Here is a 16,931-nt window from a genome sequence, read left to right as displayed (position 1 = left end):
AAAATAAATCCGCTTTTTTCCTGGCGAACTCATAGACGAACTATTATGTCAGACGAAAATTTCGACAGCCTATTTCTTTAGAACAACAGGCTCTGTCAAACTAGGTGTGGATGGCGATGACTTCTTGTTTGCCTCTTCTGCTGACTTTTCAGCACGGGCTTTTACATCTTCCGGAGTATCGTATTGGCTGCGGACTTTCTTAAGCGTGCGATTCACACTCGTTGTCAGACTCATTTGCGACTCCATGTCTTCGATGGATTTAACGTCGATGCGTTCGTATTCACGTTCGCCCGTAAGACCTTTTTCAGGATAACGATACTTCAAAAGGGCACGCTGTTGATCGTAGTCTTTGACGTTTTTCTGCAATTCTTTATGAATGCCCAACATCTGTTTTACGATTTCGCTGACTTTAGCAGGATCTTTTGTAGATTGCTTTTCTTCGATTAATTTTTCGATTTCTTCTTGGCCTGATTTTACTTTAGCCTCTAAGGCCGCTACGCGAGCAGCGACAACGGAATAACTATCTTCGGAAGACTTCACTTCCTTCTTTTCTTCCTTGCCGGCTTCGCCTTCTTTCTTGCCCTCTTCTTTTTTCTCTTCCTTCTTTTCCTCACCCGCATGCGCGTACGAAGCTGCGAAAGCCATCAAGAAAACAGTGAAAAACTTAAGAACCTGAGAGAACATCTTGCCTCCACGAAATTTTAAAAGGCAGATATTTAATTCGGTTGATCAGAACGGATGCTTTAGCTGGACTCAAAGCTGGGAGCACCAAACGTCCACCCCCCACTTGATTTAAAAGATCAGCGACATCCCATCCAAAACGTGAGTCTGTCATAGCCTCTTTTAACTGATAGAGGAGCTGGCTTGATTCAATGCCATCAATAACAACCACATAGGTAATCGGACCCGCCGTTGTGTCAGCATTCGCAAAGTTAGTCACATCCGAAAAATCAGCACTGTCAGAAACCGACATTGGCGCCGGAGCCTGAGCTGGAACTTGATCCAAAGTCTGGCTGAAATCAACTGGCGCTTCCTCGGAAGGAGTTTCGCCATATTCATTTTGCGAAGATTCAAAATCATTGCTGGCCGATGAGAATTCGGTATTTGTGGAACCAGCAGAGTTTTGATCAAAACTCTGCCCACCATTAAATTCCTGAGCCTCACCGTATTGTTGCGATTGTTCGCCGTAATTTTGCTCTGCCTCGTTGCCGAAGTTTTGTTCCGAAGATGCAAAAGCCTCCGCAGAATTGTCTACGTCGGGATTTTGGAAATCATTTTGTGCAGAGAAATTTTGCTCGCCATACCCTTGATTAGGATCAGCTTCGACGGGAGGAGCACCGTACGCAGTGGGCTCCCCAACAGGAGTCTCTGGTTCCGCTTCGTGGTTTGCCATTTCCGGTTGACCATCAAAATTGACAAAGAAAACTGCGCCGCAGTGGGGACAAGTAAACAAGGTCCCCAAATGCTTATCAAGAATCTCTACCGGCTTGTGGCAACTCGGACAAGGAATCAACTAGCGTTTTCCTTTATTGCTTTTCTCCAAGCGACGACGTTCCTCACGATTCATCACTCGGTCATCTTGCGCAGGGCCACTTTGGAAAGTCATTTTACGCTTCGGAGGTTCTTCAGAAACTGAAGACGCCGCCGCAGTTTGTGGCAATGAATGTCCAATGTCCGCTTCAGATGGCGAAGAATAGTTCAAATCATCCAAATCAGCCTCTTCAGGACGAAGGCTTTCTAGAACGTCAGCCTCGGACTGTTGAGCAACCAATTGAACGCGCATGATCTTTTCAATCGCATCAGATTTGATTGTGTTATTTAGCTTCTCGAAAGTATCAAAAGCCTCTTTTTTATACTCGATCAATGGATCTTTTTGAGCATAACCACGAAGGCCGATACCCTCTTTCAATTTATCGATCACTGCCAAATGCATTTTCCAGTGATTGTCGATCGATTGAAGCAGGATCATTTTCTGAACTTGTTCAAAGAATGGTCCCATTGAAGATTTTTGTCTTTCGTAAGTCGCTTTAACTCCCTCACGAACTTTTTCCAGAACCGTTTCGCCATTAACCGGACCATTTTCAAGATCCAATTTAAAGCCGAATGTCTGCGCCAAAGAGTTGTTCAAACCCTCGATGCTCCATTCTTCTTTTTTACCGTCTTCAGGAACGTAAGTATCAAGCATGTTAGAAACAACATCGCCCAACATATCTAAAACAGTACGCTCGATCTCTTGACCCTCAAGAACACGGCGACGCATTCCATAGATCGCATTTCTTTGCGCATTCATGACAGAGTCGTACTCCATCAAGTTTTTACGAATATCGAAGTTGTGACCTTCCACTTTACGTTGAGCGCCTTCAATTGCGTTCGTCACCATTTTTGCTGTGATGGGTTCATCTTCAGGGATATTCAACATTTCCATGATTTTTTGAATACGCTCACCATTGAAGATTCGCATCAAATTGTCTTCAAGTGACAAATAGAAACGAGACTCACCCGGGTCACCTTGACGACCCGAACGACCACGCAATTGGTTGTCGATACGACGAGACTCATGGCGTTCCGTACCGATGATATACAAACCACCCGCCGCACGAACTTCCGCCCGTTCTGCCTCAACACGAGGTTTGATTTGCGCGTAAGCTTCCTGGAATTCAGGGCTGTCATCGTTACCTACTTGTGCTTTCGCAAGCATCTCGGCATTACCACCCAACATGATGTCGGTACCACGACCGGCCATGTTTGTCGCGATAGTTACCGCACCTTTACGACCCGCTTGCGCTACGATTTCCGCTTCACGTTCGTGGTGTTTCGCATTCAAGACTTCATGTTTGATTCCCTCTTTACGAAGGAACGAGCTCAAAGCTTCAGACTTTTCGATAGACGCCGTACCCACTAGGATTGGCTGGCCTTTCGCAGTTCTTTCTTTGATATCAGCAGTGATAGCCTTGAACTTCGCTTTTTCTGATTTGTAAACAACGTCTTCTTGGTCTTGACGCTGAATTGGTTTATTTGTCGGGATCACGTTGACAGAAAGTTTGTAGATCTTCTGGAACTCGACAGCTTCTGTATCAGCAGTACCCGTCATACCAGAAAGCTTTGAATACATTAGGAAGTAGTTTTGGAAAGTGATTGTCGCCAAAGTTTGGTTTTCACTTTTCACTTCTACTTTTTCTTTAGCTTCGATCGCTTGGTGAAGACCATCGCTCCAGCGACGACCCGGCATCAAACGGCCAGTGAACTCATCCACGATCACGATTTCACCGTCTTTGATCATGTATTCCACATCCAAACGGTAAAGATGATAAGCTTTCAACGCTTGGTAAACGTGGTGAAGAAGTTCGATGTTTTGCGGATCGTATAGATTTCCTACGCCCAACAACTCTTCAACCTTCGCGTTGCCTTCTTCAGTCAAAGAGGCTGTTTTTGATTTCTCCTCCATCGTGAAGTGCACATCACGCTTCAGGTGAGGAACGATCGCATCAACGATTTGGTATTTCTCAGTCGAAGCTTCCGCTGGACCAGAAATGATCAATGGAGTACGAGCTTCGTCGACTAGAATCGAGTCACACTCATCCACAATCGCGAAGTTGTGACCACGTTGAACGTAATCATTCAAATCGAATTTCATGTTGTCACGAAGATAGTCGAAACCAATTTCGTTGTTCGTGCAATAAGTGATGTCGCAAGCGTACATTTGCTTACGCTCTTGATCGTTCAAGCCGTGAACGATGATACCCGTTGTAAGACCCAACCATCCGTACAAGCGACCCATGTGTTCGGCATCACGACGAACCAAGTAGTCATTCACTGTTACTACATGCACACCTTTACCAGTCAGTGCATTCAAGTAAACTGGAAGAGTGGCAACCAGAGTTTTACCTTCACCCGTTCTCATCTCGGCAATGCTGCCGCGATTAAGAACGATACCACCGATCAATTGAACGTCATAGTGGCGCATGCTAAGAACACGTACTGAAGCTTCACGACAAACAGCAAACGCCTCTGGCAAAATATCATCAACAGTTTCGCCTTTTCTAAGACGCTCCTGGAATTCCGGCGTTTTTGCTTTAAGTTGTTCATCCGTGAGTGCCTTCATGCTCGGTTCAAGAGCATTGATTTGATCCACTAGAGGCTGGAGCTTTTTCATTTCACGGTCGTGCTTCGTACCAAAAATTTTTGTAAGAATCTGTGTTACCATAGTCCCTGAGAATAGCCTCAAATGTATAATGCCTGCAAGCACTTGACACTTTTTAGACTGTAAAAGGCGCACCTAGACTAAAGGCCCTCTTCACGACGCATGAGATTGAAACTTACAATGGAATCCAGAGGAGAATTCTCATGCTCAATCTGGGACTTGTTCTCTCAGGAGGAGGAGCGCGCGGCGCCTATCAGGCAGGTGTGCTTGCTGCTATCTCTGAGGTCGCCACGCGTAACGGACTTGAAAATCCATTTCCGCTCCTCACAGGTGTGAGTGCTGGCTCGATCAATGCGGCCATCGTCGCTGGCTTTCCCGGAAATTTCGCGAAGTCAGCAACTCGACTGACACAACTATGGTCCGAGATTTCGACAGATTCTGTCTTTTATGCCGATCTTTTAACGTTGTCTCGGGGAAGCTTCGATTGGGTTACAGATTTTTCATTCCGAAAAAAAGAAAACGGCACCTCTTTGCGCTCGATTTTCAGTACGACGCCACTGAGAGGTCTCTTAACGAAATCCTGTCATTTCGAAAACATTCAAAGAAAAATCGATAAAGGAATTTTGAACGCCGTCTCAATTTCTACGCTTGAGTATGACAGCATTTCTTCAAAAACATTTTTCCAAGGCAAACCCGATTTGAAAACCTGGGAGCGCCCCATGCATCGCGGTGAAAAAGCGCAACTCACCGTAGATCACGTCATGGCCTCTGCAGCAATTCCAATTTTATTTCCACCTGTGAAAATTGGTGATCGTTTTTATGGTGATGGGTGCATTCGCAATCAGTCCCCTTGTGCCTCTGCGATTTATCTTGGTGCAGAAAGGATTATCGCTGTTGGTGTTCGTCGCAAGCTGGATACTTGGTACACCTATCATCACTCTGAAAGTGGATCGTCACCTAGCATGGCAAGATTAATCAACGTCATTTTTCACTCGGTGATGATGGATGGACTTGAATCTGATGTTGAACGCATCACCCAGACAAATCATCACTTAGCGTTGCTAACTCAAGAACAAAAAAAGACCTTATCTGTGCGTGAAGTAGAGTGTTTATGGATTGCTCCGTCCGTAGATTTTTCAAAACTGGCTTATCAAAAAAGCGACAAGCTTCCACGACTGATTCGCTACATCCTAAGTGGACCTGGATCACTTTCAGAATCCAGCGAACTGATTAGCTACCTGCTTTTCGAAAAATCTTATTGCGAACAATTGGTTGAAATCGGATTCGCCGATGGCATGCGCGAAAAAGAAGCCATTGAAAAATTTCTTTCACAGTAAACTAAAAACGTGAGCGCCAAAATAATTTGCCGGCAATTTCAGAGTATAAATTGGCGATATTAATCACCAGCAAACAAATCCACGCAGGCATTGCCGGGTTCACATAATAATAAGCTGCAAGACCCATCAGAGCGATCAGCGTCACTTTGCTTTGTAATTCAGACGCTTTTAGTTCAATCAACTGCGCGCGCTCATCTTTGATTTGCTTACGATCCCAAAAGTTGAAACCAAGATAGATAAGAATTGAAAGTGCGACGAGAATGTTGATCACGACAACTCCCCAGAGAAATAAAAAATATCTTCCACTTTGCTATTTAAGATTTTAGCAATTTTCAAAGCGAGCTCTACTGACGGAACAAACTTTCCACTTTCGATGGAATGAATCGTCTGACGTGAACATCCGACCTTGTCTGCTAAATCTTGTTGAGTCAGATCACCCTGAGCAACCCGGGCGAGCTTCAATTTGTTTTCTAACTTCATCTGGATCTCAGTGTACTATTAACTTTACTTTTTGTAAAGCATACTTTACATTATGTCTTACATACTTGTCGGAGATAATATGAAAATTCTCGATTTACTTAAGAAAAACAAGGGCTTCATAGCGGGCATCTTAGTTCTTATGGCACTGCGCTGGTGCTTTGCGGATCAGTACCGCGTGCCTTCTGGCTCTATGGAGCCAAGTATCCATATCGGTGATCACATCGCAGTAAACAAAGCTGCTTACAATTTGAAAGTTCCATTCACCGAAAGCATGTTTGTAAAAACAGGCGAGCCACAACGTGGCGACGTTGTGGTCTTCATTTGGCCCGTCGACAACTCGACAATCTTTGTGAAGCGTTTGATTGGCGTTCCCGGCGATCACATTCAAGTTCACAATGGCTTTATCACTATTAATGGCGAGCCCCTTAAAGGCACTGATGAAGGCGAACGCGGTCTGCAAGCACAAACAAATCAAACATTCCACTACCAAGAAACATTGGCCGATCATCACTATAGTGTGCAGCGCCTACCTGAGTGGGCTCATGCCGATGACCTGGACATCACAGTTCCCGCAGATTCTTATTTTTTCATGGGAGACAACCGCGACAATAGCGAAGACAGCCGCTATTGGGGCTTTGTGAAAAGGGAAAACCTCAAAGGAAAAGCAGAAAGGATTTTGTGGAATATCACTTTCACAAAACTTGTTCCCGCTATGGATTTCCAAAGGATTTTACACAAGCTCGATTAGACAGAAAACTGATTCTGACGAAGGCCCTCGTAAGCCGCGATCGCAACGCTGGTTGCAAGATTCAAGCTGCGCGCGCCTTCTCCGACCATTGGAATCGTCACCGTTTGATTTGGAAACTTCGCAAGCAGATCGGGATCAAGGCCTTTGGTCTCTTTCCCGAAGACGAGCCAGTCACCTGGTTGAAATTTTGGTTCGAAATAAGTGCGTTTTGTCTTCGTCGTGAAAAACCATACCCTGGAAGGGTCTTCCACTTTCTGCCACCAATCCTCAAACGTCACATGACGATGCCATGTTAGATGAGGCCAGTAATCCAGCCCCGCACGTTTTAGATTGGTATCATTGATTTCAAAGCCCATCTTCCCCACAAGGTGCAACTCGCAGTTTGTAGCTACACAGGTGCGCCCGATATTCCCCGTATTCTGTGGAATTTCGGGCTCGATCAATACAATGCGGAAAAGTTTCTCTGAATTAGGCAAGATGTCTGAAAACCTCTTGGCCAAGTTTAGAAAGTGCTAGACGGCGACCTTTATCCACGATCAATTCAAGATTCATCAATTCGCGGTAAAGAGCCAAGTCAATAGGGACGATCTCTCGGCCTGTCGAACGCCCTAATCTTTGAATATAAGTCATTTGCTTTTCTGTCAGCTTCGAAGTGAGTGCCGGCTGATCTTCGATGGATTTTTTCCAATCTCCACCTGGAATCAACGCTGCGTTCACAGGAAGTTTCAATGGATTCAAAAAGTAGGTGTAGGCCTTCACAGGCTCTGAGGAGCCTTCGACATACACATCAACCTCTTCTTTAGAGTAAAGACTTTGCTCTGGATCTAACGGGTTGAATCCATAGAATTCATCCAAAAGAGTCTTTAGTAGTTCGGAACCTTTGAGTTCCATCAGCTGTCCCGGAACCAAGTCACTGCCACCTTTCGTCAAAGCAGGAAAACCCACTTTTAAACGATAGGCTGTGGCTTTAATTCTAGCAAAAGCTAGTGATTCCACGAAGTTCTGGATCTTTGAGAAATGAATCATCCCCTCGCTCAACGAGCCATAGATGAAAAAACGTTTTGCAGTCATTATCCCCCCCGGTCAGACAACAATATTGGTTTTTCCTTAAAGCGGACCCGTGTGTACCAAATGCCACACACCTGAGCAACTACTCTGTGAAGTTAAATGCGGCAATTTTTCATTTTTTCCAACTTGGTGACACTTACTGTTTCGCGTTAATGGCAATTAAATAAATTAAATTCATTCAGGGAATTTTTGCTTTCTACAGCGTGTTTGCTATCCTCTCCAGAAGCGCACACTGGTGAGATTTCATTCTGTAGCAGAACCTTGTAGAACGATGAGACCAAATGAAAAAAATTGAGGCGATTATCAAACCCTTCAAACTTGATGATGTCGTCGATGCCCTAGCGGAAGTCGGCGTAGAGGGAGTGACTGTCTCTGAAGTTCGTGGTTTCGGTCGTCAAAAAGGTCGTACAGAAGTCTACAAAGGTGCGGAATACGTCGTCGACTTTCTCCCAAAAATTAAATTGGAAGTGGTTCTGCCTGAAGCCCTCGTGGACAGTGCCGTGGAAGCTATTCGGAAAACTGCTCATACTGGAAAAATCGGCGACGGAAAAATATTTGTGATTCCTGTGGAATCAGCGCTGCGTATTCGTACCGGCGAAAAAAATGAAGAAGCTTTATAACTTATTAAATTTTTTGGAAACTCTGTTTTGCAAGGAGACAGCAAAATGACCGCTAAAGAAGCCCTGAAGTTTGCGCATGAAAAAGGCGCTAAAATGGTTGATCTTAAGTTCTGTGATATGATCGGAACTTGGCAACATCTTACAATTCCTCTTCATCAACTTGAAGAAGACTCTTTCGAAAACGGTTTCGGTTTCGATGGAAGTTCGATCCGCGGCTGGAGAGGTATCGAAGAATCAGACATGATCATTAAGCCAGATCCTGCATCTGCGATGATGGATCCATTCATGGAAACTCCAACATTGTCTTTGATCTGTGACGTGTGCTTGCCAGAAACTCTTCAGGCTTACAATCGTGATCCTCGCCAGGTTGTGAAAAAAGCCATCGCATACATGCAATCAACTGGTATCGCTGATACAGCTTTCTTCGGTCCTGAAGCTGAATTCTTTATCTTTGATGATGTTCGTTATGAACAAACAACAAATTCTGGCTTCTATATGATCGACAGCAATGAAGCTGCTTGGAACACAGGTCGCGATGAAGGTAACAACAATCTTGGTTACAAAATCCGTCCTAAGGAAGGTTACTTCCCTGCTCTTCCAACAGACACTTTGCAAGACATTCGCTCTGAAATCTGCCTTGAGATGGAAAGATGCGGAATGCGCGTTGAACGTCATCACCACGAAGTGGCTTCTGCAGGTCAATGTGAAATTAATTTCCAATATGACACGGCTTTGAACATGGGCGATAAAATGATGTGGTTCAAATACATCGTGAAAAACGTGTGTGCTCGTCATGGTAAAACTGCGACGTTCATGCCGAAACCATTGTACGGCGATAACGGTTCAGGAATGCACATCCATATGTCTCTATGGAAAGATGGCAAAAACCTTTTCGCGGGTAACAAGTATGCGGGTCTTTCTGAAATGGCTCTTTACTATATCGGTGGTGTGTTGAAACATGCACCGGCTCTTTGCGGCATCATCAATCCGACGACAAACTCATATAAGCGTTTGGTTCCTGGTTTCGAAGCTCCAACGAAACTTGCTTACAGCTTTAAAAATCGTTCAGCTGCGATGAGGATTCCAAACTCTGGACCAAATCCTAAAGCAAAACGTATTGAATTCCGCACTCCAGATCCTGGCGCAAATATTTATTTGGCAGAAGCAGCGATCTTGATGGCGGGTCTAGATGGTATCATCAACAAGATTCATCCAGGTGATCCCCTTGATAAAGATATCTACGGTTTGCCTCCTCAAGAAGCTGCGGCGATTCCTTCTGTTCCTGGAACTTTGGAAGAGTCATTGAATAACCTGATGGCGAACTGCAGTTTCTTGAAAAAAGGCGATGTTTTCTCTGACGACTTGATTGAAACTTGGGTTCAGTACAAAATCGACAAAGAGATTCGTCCGGTTCAACAAAGACCTGTTCCCTACGAATTCCACTTGTATTACGATTGCTAAAACGACGACGGAGAGTAAATGGCATCAGATGACGTAAGAAATTTCATGGGCTATATGTGGATCCGCCAAGAAGATGGAATCATCACTATTGGCATCAACGAAGATGGCCTTGAAGACTTTGAATCAATCAACTCTGTAGAGCTTCCCGCTGAACACGAGAAAGTTGACGCAGAATCTGTGATCGGAACTATCGAAACTGATGACGGTCCATTGGATATTTATTCTCCGGTTGAAGGAACAATCATCGAAGTAAATACTCAGGTTGTTGAGGATCCTTCTATCATCATGGAAGACCCTTACGAAGAAGGTTGGCTTGTTCGCATCGAAGCTGATGAAGACTACGATGAGGATGAAGAAGACGAAGATGATGAGGACGATGAAGATGAAGACGATGATTACGAGGATGATGAAGACTAATTCTTCTCTTCTTAAACTAGGATTTATTCTAAAACCCGCAGTAAAACTGCGGGTTTTTCATTTTTCGCTCAAGATTCGGTGAGATTTCTGTCATTCCTCGGCAGTACCCTGCTAAATAGTTAAACAGCTTTTTACCTCTAATTTCGTCTCACGCTGAGACATCCAAAGTTCAAAGGAAATTTAACAAAGTTTAACGGCGACGGTCCGTTCTTTGAACATTAACGGAGCAGGAGGAATCCATGAGATCCCTGCGTATAGTTGCGACGTTTTTATTAAGCCTATTTATATCAAGTTGGGCCTTCGCTCAAAAGACCCTCATTCTATATTCATCTATAGGTATGGGACATTTGAGTGCTTCTCGTGCAATCGAGGAACGCATTAAAGCGCAGAATCCAAATGCCGAAGTAGAGCTTAAAAACATCCGTGATTTCATGGGTCCAACCGCTCGTAAAATTGACGAGAAACTTTACTGGTTTGTCTTTAAGAATCTTCCAGAAACTTTCAATAAAGCCTATTTGAAATCCATGGAAAATGGTCTGCAAGTGAACGACCTTTCCGAAATCAAAACAGGTTATAGCGAAGAAGCTTTGTTGGAATATATTAAGTCTTCTCACGCTGATACTGTGATCGCAACTCACTACGGATCAGCTATCAATCTTGGCAATTTGAAAACGTCAGGTAAACTTCCAGGCATCAAAACCGCTTGGGTCCATACAGATTATATTGAACATTTCTTCCCACGCATTTCACAACGTCTTGATAAAACATTCCTGGGTCACTCGGAACTTGCCAACTCTTGGCAAGATGTCGGTGTAAATCCAGATAAGGTTGCGGTAACTGGTATTCCAGTTCGGAACTTGCCCGAGCCAGGTGAAGCGCAAAGAAAACCAGTTCTTGAAGCCGTGGGATTGCAGGCAGAACCAGTGACATTCGTTATGTCAGGTGGGTCTGAAGGTTTGAAAGATTACCCAACTGCGATCAAATCATTGGCAAATCAATTCAAAGAGCCCATTCAAATCGTAGCGATTTGCGGTAAAAACGAAAAAGCAAAGGCAGATTTGGAAAAACTAGCTGCAACACTTCCCTCAAATGTTGTATTGAAACCACTTGGCTTTATCCCGAACAAACAGTTGATCGATCTTGTCTCTGTTGCGGACCTTTACGTAACAAAAGCAGGTGGCTTGTCTCCAACTGAAGGTGCGTTATTGATGCGCCCTCTGGTGTTGATCAATGAATATGGCGGTCACGAAGCAGAAAACGCTGTGTTCTTTAAAAAGACTGAAATGGCGGAAGTCGTAGACTCTTCAAAAGATCTTGGCCAAAAGGCTGCGGATGTTTTGGCAAATCCGGCCTTGATGGAAAAAATGATGGAACACCAGCGCGAGTATCGCAACTCTGTGAATTTAGATTATATCGTAAAATGGAATGCAGAACCCAAATCTCAAGAGTCCATCCGCTTTGATCTTGGTCTTAAAGAAGGCGCTGCGGTTCAAGGCTCTGAAGCCGCTCTTGCAAAACTTGATAAAGATTTTCCAGGTGATGTGGAAGTTCTTTTGAGCTACGCAAAATCTAAAAATGGCAAATATCTTGGTGATGGCAAAGAAAGCAATCCATTCGGTCACATCGCGATTCGTGTTGGCAATGACGTTTACACAATCAACCATATGGCCGAACGTGGCACTGAGCCTCACGTGATTCACAAGACAACTTTGAATGAATACCTGTACTCGGTTCAAGAATACTATAAGAATGAAGAGTTCACAGGCATGCAAGGTCAGGCTTATGCGAAAGACACAATTTCGGTTCGTATCGACGGACTGAGTGACGCAAGCAAAAAAGCGATGATCGCACAGCTTTCAAAAATTGATGCTGATTGGACACAAGGTCGTATGAACTACGATGCGAAAGGTTGCAACTGCGCAGATGTGACTTTGCAGGCTCTAAGCGCCGCAGGTCTTGTATCCGATCAAAAACTTGAAAATCGTAAAGTGAAGTTGCCTTTGGATGTTTTCGACGCTGCCGTGAAAGCTGCGGAGGCTCGCGGTGACTTGCAAAGTTCATTGATCCACTATGGCTATGTGAAAAGCTCTAAGAATGAGTACAAAACTGCTGGTTTTCCATTGAGCTTTTATCAAATCAAACGCGCGATCTTGGATATGTTCCGTAAAGGTCGTGACAAGATCGAAAACAAAGTCGTAGCAAGACTGTCTGTAGATAAAGATTCTTCTGAAGTTCGCTATGAAAGAGTTCGCCCGGCGAAAGAAGCGGTTCAAGCTCTGACAGGTCTTCGTTGCGAAGCTGTGTTTATGTAGGCAGCTCGCAAAAAAATCGATAAATAAGTTCAAGCCCGCTGCCGAACAGGTTGCGGGCTTTTGTTTCTGTGATAGGTTGAATGCATGAATCTTTTCTTGTATTCCGTATGCACTCTTATTTGGGGCTCGACTTGGTTAGTGATTACTTTCCAGGTTGGAGATGCGTCCCCGATCACCTCTGTTTTCTATCGCTTTCTTCTTGGAGCGATTCTTTTAGCGATCTATGCGCTAGCTTCAAAAAAACCGATGAAATATGACAAGAAAGATCATTTGTTGTTTCTGGGCCAGGGCATTTGTATGTTTTCGATCAACTACATGCTTTTCTATATCTCTGAAACCATGGTCAGTTCGGGAATGACAGCTGTTGCTTTTACCTCTTTGGTTTATTTCAACATGTTTGGAATGTGGTTCTTTTTCGGAAAGCCCATCACTAAAAATGTGGTATGGGGTTCTGTCTTAGGTGGTTTGGGAATCATTCTTTTATTCTTAAATGAAATTTTGAAATTGAATTCCGATGCTAAAACTATTTGGGGAATCGTTATCGGTGCTACGGCTACAATAGGTTCCTCTTTAGGAAATATGCTTTCACAGAAGACTTATCGCAAGGGAATTCCGGTGGTTGTGACAAACACCTATGGGATGTTCTATGGAAGCTTTTTTACTTTGTTGATCGCACTTCTATTCAAGCAGAATCTTGCCATTCCACTGACCCCTAAATTTTTAGGAGCTTTACTTTATTTGGCTTTGTTTGGGTCCGTCATTGCCTTCGGCGCCTACCTAACATTATCAGGTCGCATTGGCGCAGAAAAAGCGGCCTACACAAGCGTCGTATCACCCGTGATCGCTCTAACATTGTCGAGTATTTTTGAAGGATTCAAGTGGACGCCATATATTTTCTCTGGCGTAGTCTTGTGTCTATTAGGAAATATCCTGACATTAAAAAAGAAAGCGACTTAGCGTAGACGCGCTCACCATTTTCCCAGTTCACGTCTCTGAATAGATTTTATGAAATTCTCTTGATTAAGTGATAACCAAAACGTGTCCGTACTGGCTTTGTGGAAATTTCACCGGGCTTTAAAGCCAAAGCCGCATCCGCAAAATCATCATCCAAGCGATTCGGATTCACGTCACCAAGATCGCCGCCTTCTTGCGAAGAAGGACATGTTGAATATTTCTTTGCAAGCTCTTCAAAAGATTTTCCCTCTTTCAATGATCGCAGCAAATCCTGGGCTTCAAATTCTTTACTTACGAGGATGTGATAAACGCGGATCGTCTTCATAAATACAGTGTACGAGGCGGAATCTAATTTCGCCACTTGTGTTTGTTAGTATCAGGATTTTATTTGCTCAATGCGAGAAAACTTTGAAGAATAAACATGCGCTAAAGGAGAATTCATGAAATCACTTTTACTTCTGATGACATTGACCCCTGTATTTGCTTTCGCGAATCCTAACTACAGTCGTTTTATTGGCAGCTACAAAGTGGTTTCAGTAGAATATTTTGAAAACGATCAACCAGCGAGCAATCCAGGCTGGAGCACCGCCATCGAAATTTACGTTCGCGGTGATGAACTCTGTGTGAAAGAAATTAAAAGGGATGGTTTTGCTTCACTTCACTGCATGACAGAAGGCACAGTTCAACACGATGACGACTCTCAAGGATATCCAGGACAAGTGCTTGAGTCCGCAACTTTCACTGAAGATACTTTGAATTATACGTATAATTTTTCGGCAACAAACGAACCAATTTATCAACAAGGTAAGATCGCTTTGAAAAAAATCGGGAATCAATACATTATGACTTCTGATTACGAGGAAGCCAGTTCACTGGATAACTATTCTGAATCTCGTCAGTATGTCCTTGAAAAAACTAAGTAGTCCGAAAAAAAATAAGGTCCTGACGCCACGTCCTCTGTAAATTAGCAATTTTCGCCGACGCGAACTCTCGTCTATACTTGAACCTCAATCTTCAGAGAGAGGTTCCTATGTTCAAGACAAAAGGTTATGCCGCTCCGGCACCTAAAGCTCCCCTTGCACCATTTTCATTTGAACGACGCGATCTTCGCGACAACGATGTGCACATCGAAATTCAATACTGCGGAGTTTGCCACTCTGACGTTCACCAAGCTCGCGATGAATGGGGCCGCGGAATGTTTCCCATGGTACCAGGACACGAAATTGTTGGTAAAGTTATCGGCGTTGGTGGCAAAGTAAAAAAATTCAAAGTTGGTGATCTTGCAGGAGTAGGTTGCATGGTGGACTCATGCCTTGACTGCAAATCATGCAAAGAAGGTCTTGAGCAATTCTGTGAAAATGGTTTTGTTGGAACTTATAACGGCAAAAATAAAGACGGCACGCCTACATTTGGCGGATACTCTTCAAACATCGTCGTTCGTGAAGAGTTCTGTTTGAAGATCTCTCCGAAATTAAACTTGGCTGCGGTTGCTCCACTATTATGCGCGGGTATCACGACTTATTCTCCACTTCGTCATTGGAAAGTTTCTAAAGGACAAAAAGTCGGTGTTGTCGGCTTAGGTGGTCTTGGACATATGGGTGTAAAACTGGCAAATGCGATGGGAGCCCACGTCGTGGTGTTCACAACTTCCGCTTCTAAAGTCGAAGATGCAAAACGTCTTGGCGCTCATGAAGTTGTTATTTCAAAAGATATGGATCAGATGAAAGCGCATCTGAATTCTTTTGATTTCATCTTAGATACAGTTTCAGCACCTCATGACTACGACTTATTCCTTTCACTTCTTCACCGTGATGGAACAATGGTTCTTGTCGGCCTTCCTGACAAACCGCCAGAACTGCACGCGGCCGCTTTGATTATGGGTCGTCGCCGTTTAGCAGGGTCATTGATCGGTGGCATCGAAGAAACTCAGGAAATGTTGGATTTCTGTGCTGAACACAATATCGTTTCTGACATTGAGATGATTCCAATTCAGAAGATCAACGAAGCTTACGAGCGTATGATTCGCAGTGATGTGAAATACCGCTTCGTCATCGATATCCAGTCTTTGAACGCATAAATTCCTTTCAGGAACAAAAATTAAAGGGAGTGGCGAAAAACCATTCCCTTTTTTATTTTAAATCAGCGAACATAAGGCTCTTGGAGGTCCTATGAAGTATCTTGTCGCTGTACTTTTCAGCATTTTTTTATTTCAGTCAGCCATGGCTGAAGAAGTCAGCGTGCGCTGCCGCGGATCTGCTCCCGATCAAGATATGCTTTTTAAGTACGAGATCACCGGCGATAATGTGACCAATATCTATCGCAGCCATCTGATCGTAATGGTGGGTTATAACAATTCAAAAGACTTTGGCTGGAAGACTGTGATGGCCATGAATGGGAAGATGTTGGTTGATAGCCCATTTCCACAATATCAGGCCTTAATTAAGCAAAAAGGATCACGCTTTGATTTGCTTTTACTTGATCCAAAAACCGGCGTTCCTATCGAGCAATTTCCTTACGACAATTTTACATGTGTTGTTCGCCAGTAGTTATCGAACCAAGCACGTCTTTATTAATTTGTTGAGCAATCTCGGCACTGAAAAAAATTACCGCCGCGGAATAATAAACCCACATCAATAAAACAATAAAAGACCCTGCGGCTCCATATAGAGAAGCTACCGCACTTTGCCCAAGATAAGCACCAATCAAGCTTTTTCCAATCGAGAACAATAAAGCTGTGATCACTCCAGAAGTAAAAGCCACTTTTCCCACGACCTTTGTTTGCGGCAAAAAATAGTAAATACCCGCAAATAGCACCGCAAAAATAAAGACAGATACCAAAAAATTAATGGTCTGCCCCACAAGGGCCTCGGTCCCTTTCAGTGAAATTGAGATCACCGACGATACAATCAAGGACACTATCGAGATAAATACAAAAGTTAAGACCATTCCCATATTGAAAAGCTTCGACTTTAAAAAGCTCCATGAGCTGCCAATCACTCCGCCGTCTGACTTTTCCTTCGTATCGCTTGCTTCAAAAATCTTATTAAGCGATGTTCGAAGTTCCCCGAAAATTGCTCCTGCCGAAAACATCAAGGTAACAAAACCTATTAGGCCGGCCCATTGTCGAAGATCTGCGCGATCATCGACATTCTTTGCAATATCTTGAATGATAGCCCCCGCCTGAGAGCCCACAAGAGTTCGAATTTGAACTAAAAGTTGATTCCGAAATTCTTGATGAATTAATGAGATAAATGTGAGCATCAGAATTAAAAGAGGAGCTAAAGACAGAGCTGTATAATAGGCCAAGGACGCCGACATTTCAAAGATGTCGTCTCTTCCCAGCTTCGATAAGAAGTCTTTTCCTAAAATCTTTTTAGTTTTTTCCCATATCTT

19 protein-coding genes are annotated in these 16,931 nt (G+C 43.7%); 10 read left to right on the top strand and 9 right to left on the bottom strand.

Translation table 11 applies throughout. The features are described from left to right. Positions 1 to 69: 69 nt before the first annotated feature. The 3 genes from VF412_RS03950 to secA form a co-directional block, all read right to left on the bottom strand. Entirely contained in the window at positions 70 to 684 is a 615-nt protein-coding gene (locus tag VF412_RS03950) for a hypothetical protein (RefSeq protein WP_331337909.1), read from the bottom strand. Next, on the bottom strand, positions 665 to 1,393 hold the full coding sequence (locus VF412_RS03945) for a hypothetical protein (RefSeq protein ID WP_331337908.1): 729 nt from the start codon (positions 1,391 to 1,393) through the stop codon (positions 665 to 667). Before VF412_RS03945 ends, VF412_RS03950 begins: the two co-directional genes overlap by 20 nt. 120 nt (positions 1,394 to 1,513) lie before the next feature. Then, the gene (secA, locus tag VF412_RS03940) at positions 1,514 to 4,204 is read right to left on the bottom strand and encodes a preprotein translocase subunit SecA (protein WP_331337907.1); all 2,691 of its coding nucleotides are present in this window, start codon (positions 4,202 to 4,204) and stop codon (positions 1,514 to 1,516) included. A 140-nt stretch (positions 4,205 to 4,344) separates the two neighbouring features. On the opposite strand from secA, the gene VF412_RS03935 reads away from it, so the two are divergent. After that, positions 4,345 to 5,478 (top strand): patatin-like phospholipase family protein, encoded by a 1,134-nt coding sequence (locus VF412_RS03935; protein ID WP_331337906.1) that lies wholly within the window; start codon positions 4,345 to 4,347, stop codon positions 5,476 to 5,478. Between the two features lies 1 nt (position 5,479). Here the strand turns inward: VF412_RS03935 and VF412_RS03930 are convergent, their stop codons facing one another. After that, complete coding sequence (locus VF412_RS03930) at positions 5,480 to 5,749, bottom strand: hypothetical protein (RefSeq protein ID WP_331337905.1); 270 nt, start codon at positions 5,747 to 5,749, stop codon at positions 5,480 to 5,482. After that, positions 5,746 to 5,958, bottom strand: coding sequence for a helix-turn-helix transcriptional regulator (locus VF412_RS03925; RefSeq protein ID WP_331337904.1), 213 nt, complete (start codon positions 5,956 to 5,958; stop codon positions 5,746 to 5,748). Before VF412_RS03925 ends, VF412_RS03930 begins: the two co-directional genes overlap by 4 nt. Positions 5,959 to 6,037: 79 nt before the next feature. Between VF412_RS03925 and lepB the strand changes: the two genes are divergently transcribed. Beyond that, positions 6,038 to 6,706 (top strand): signal peptidase I, encoded by a 669-nt coding sequence (gene lepB, locus VF412_RS03920; RefSeq protein WP_331337903.1) that lies wholly within the window; start codon positions 6,038 to 6,040, stop codon positions 6,704 to 6,706. Here lepB and VF412_RS03915 read toward each other — a convergent pair. Next, a complete protein-coding gene (locus VF412_RS03915; RefSeq protein ID WP_331337902.1) occupies positions 6,703 to 7,182 on the bottom strand; it encodes a tRNA (cytidine(34)-2'-O)-methyltransferase in 480 nt (159 codons plus the stop codon). The genes lepB and VF412_RS03915 overlap by 4 nt on opposite strands. Beyond that, on the bottom strand, positions 7,175 to 7,777 hold the full coding sequence (locus VF412_RS03910) for a gamma-glutamylcyclotransferase family protein (protein ID WP_331337901.1): 603 nt from the start codon (positions 7,775 to 7,777) through the stop codon (positions 7,175 to 7,177). The genes VF412_RS03915 and VF412_RS03910 overlap by 8 nt, the downstream gene beginning before the upstream one ends. 278 nt (positions 7,778 to 8,055) lie before the next feature. Here VF412_RS03910 and VF412_RS03905 point away from each other — a divergent pair, with 278 nt between their 5' ends. From VF412_RS03905 to VF412_RS03885, 5 genes are all read left to right on the top strand, one after another. Further along, positions 8,056 to 8,394 (top strand): P-II family nitrogen regulator, encoded by a 339-nt coding sequence (locus VF412_RS03905; RefSeq protein WP_331337900.1) that lies wholly within the window; start codon positions 8,056 to 8,058, stop codon positions 8,392 to 8,394. A gap of 45 nt (positions 8,395 to 8,439) precedes the next feature. Beyond that, positions 8,440 to 9,855: a type I glutamate--ammonia ligase gene (gene glnA / locus VF412_RS03900; protein ID WP_331337899.1), complete on the top strand. Its 1,416-nt coding sequence runs from the start codon at positions 8,440 to 8,442 to the stop codon at positions 9,853 to 9,855. 18 nt (positions 9,856 to 9,873) lie between these two features. Beyond that, positions 9,874 to 10,272, top strand: coding sequence for a glycine cleavage system protein H (locus tag VF412_RS03895; protein WP_331337898.1), 399 nt, complete (start codon positions 9,874 to 9,876; stop codon positions 10,270 to 10,272). A gap of 239 nt (positions 10,273 to 10,511) precedes the next feature. Beyond that, positions 10,512 to 12,584, top strand: a complete 2,073-nt coding sequence (locus tag VF412_RS03890; protein ID WP_331337897.1) for an MGDG synthase family glycosyltransferase — start codon at positions 10,512 to 10,514, stop codon at positions 12,582 to 12,584. A gap of 84 nt (positions 12,585 to 12,668) precedes the next feature. Then, positions 12,669 to 13,541: a DMT family transporter gene (locus tag VF412_RS03885; protein ID WP_331337896.1), complete on the top strand. Its 873-nt coding sequence runs from the start codon at positions 12,669 to 12,671 to the stop codon at positions 13,539 to 13,541. Between the two features lie 46 nt (positions 13,542 to 13,587). Here the strand turns inward: VF412_RS03885 and VF412_RS03880 are convergent, their stop codons facing one another. Further along, the gene (locus tag VF412_RS03880; RefSeq protein WP_331337895.1) at positions 13,588 to 13,899 is read right to left on the bottom strand and encodes a peptidylprolyl isomerase; all 312 of its coding nucleotides are present in this window, start codon (positions 13,897 to 13,899) and stop codon (positions 13,588 to 13,590) included. A 79-nt stretch (positions 13,900 to 13,978) separates the two neighbouring features. Between VF412_RS03880 and VF412_RS03875 the strand changes: the two genes are divergently transcribed. From VF412_RS03875 to VF412_RS03865, 3 genes are all read left to right on the top strand, one after another. After that, entirely contained in the window at positions 13,979 to 14,461 is a 483-nt protein-coding gene (locus VF412_RS03875) for a hypothetical protein (RefSeq protein ID WP_331337894.1), read from the top strand. Between the two features lie 107 nt (positions 14,462 to 14,568). Further along, complete coding sequence (locus tag VF412_RS03870) at positions 14,569 to 15,615, top strand: NAD(P)-dependent alcohol dehydrogenase (RefSeq protein WP_331337893.1); 1,047 nt, start codon at positions 14,569 to 14,571, stop codon at positions 15,613 to 15,615. A 91-nt stretch (positions 15,616 to 15,706) separates the two neighbouring features. After that, a complete protein-coding gene (locus VF412_RS03865; protein WP_331337892.1) occupies positions 15,707 to 16,084 on the top strand; it encodes a hypothetical protein in 378 nt (125 codons plus the stop codon). On the opposite strand, the gene VF412_RS03860 is transcribed toward VF412_RS03865, so the two are convergent. Further along, on the bottom strand, positions 16,062 to 16,931 hold an 870-nt coding region (locus VF412_RS03860), incomplete at its 5' end, for a YihY/virulence factor BrkB family protein (protein ID WP_331337891.1). The two genes, VF412_RS03865 and VF412_RS03860, sit on opposite strands and share 23 nt — an antisense overlap.

Origin of the sequence: Bdellovibrio sp., assembly GCF_036384735.1 — a bacterium.
Classification (GTDB): domain Bacteria; phylum Bdellovibrionota; class Bdellovibrionia; order Bdellovibrionales; family Bdellovibrionaceae; genus Bdellovibrio.
Note: the sequence above shows the minus strand (reverse complement) of the source record. Positions and strands in the feature narration are given on the sequence as shown.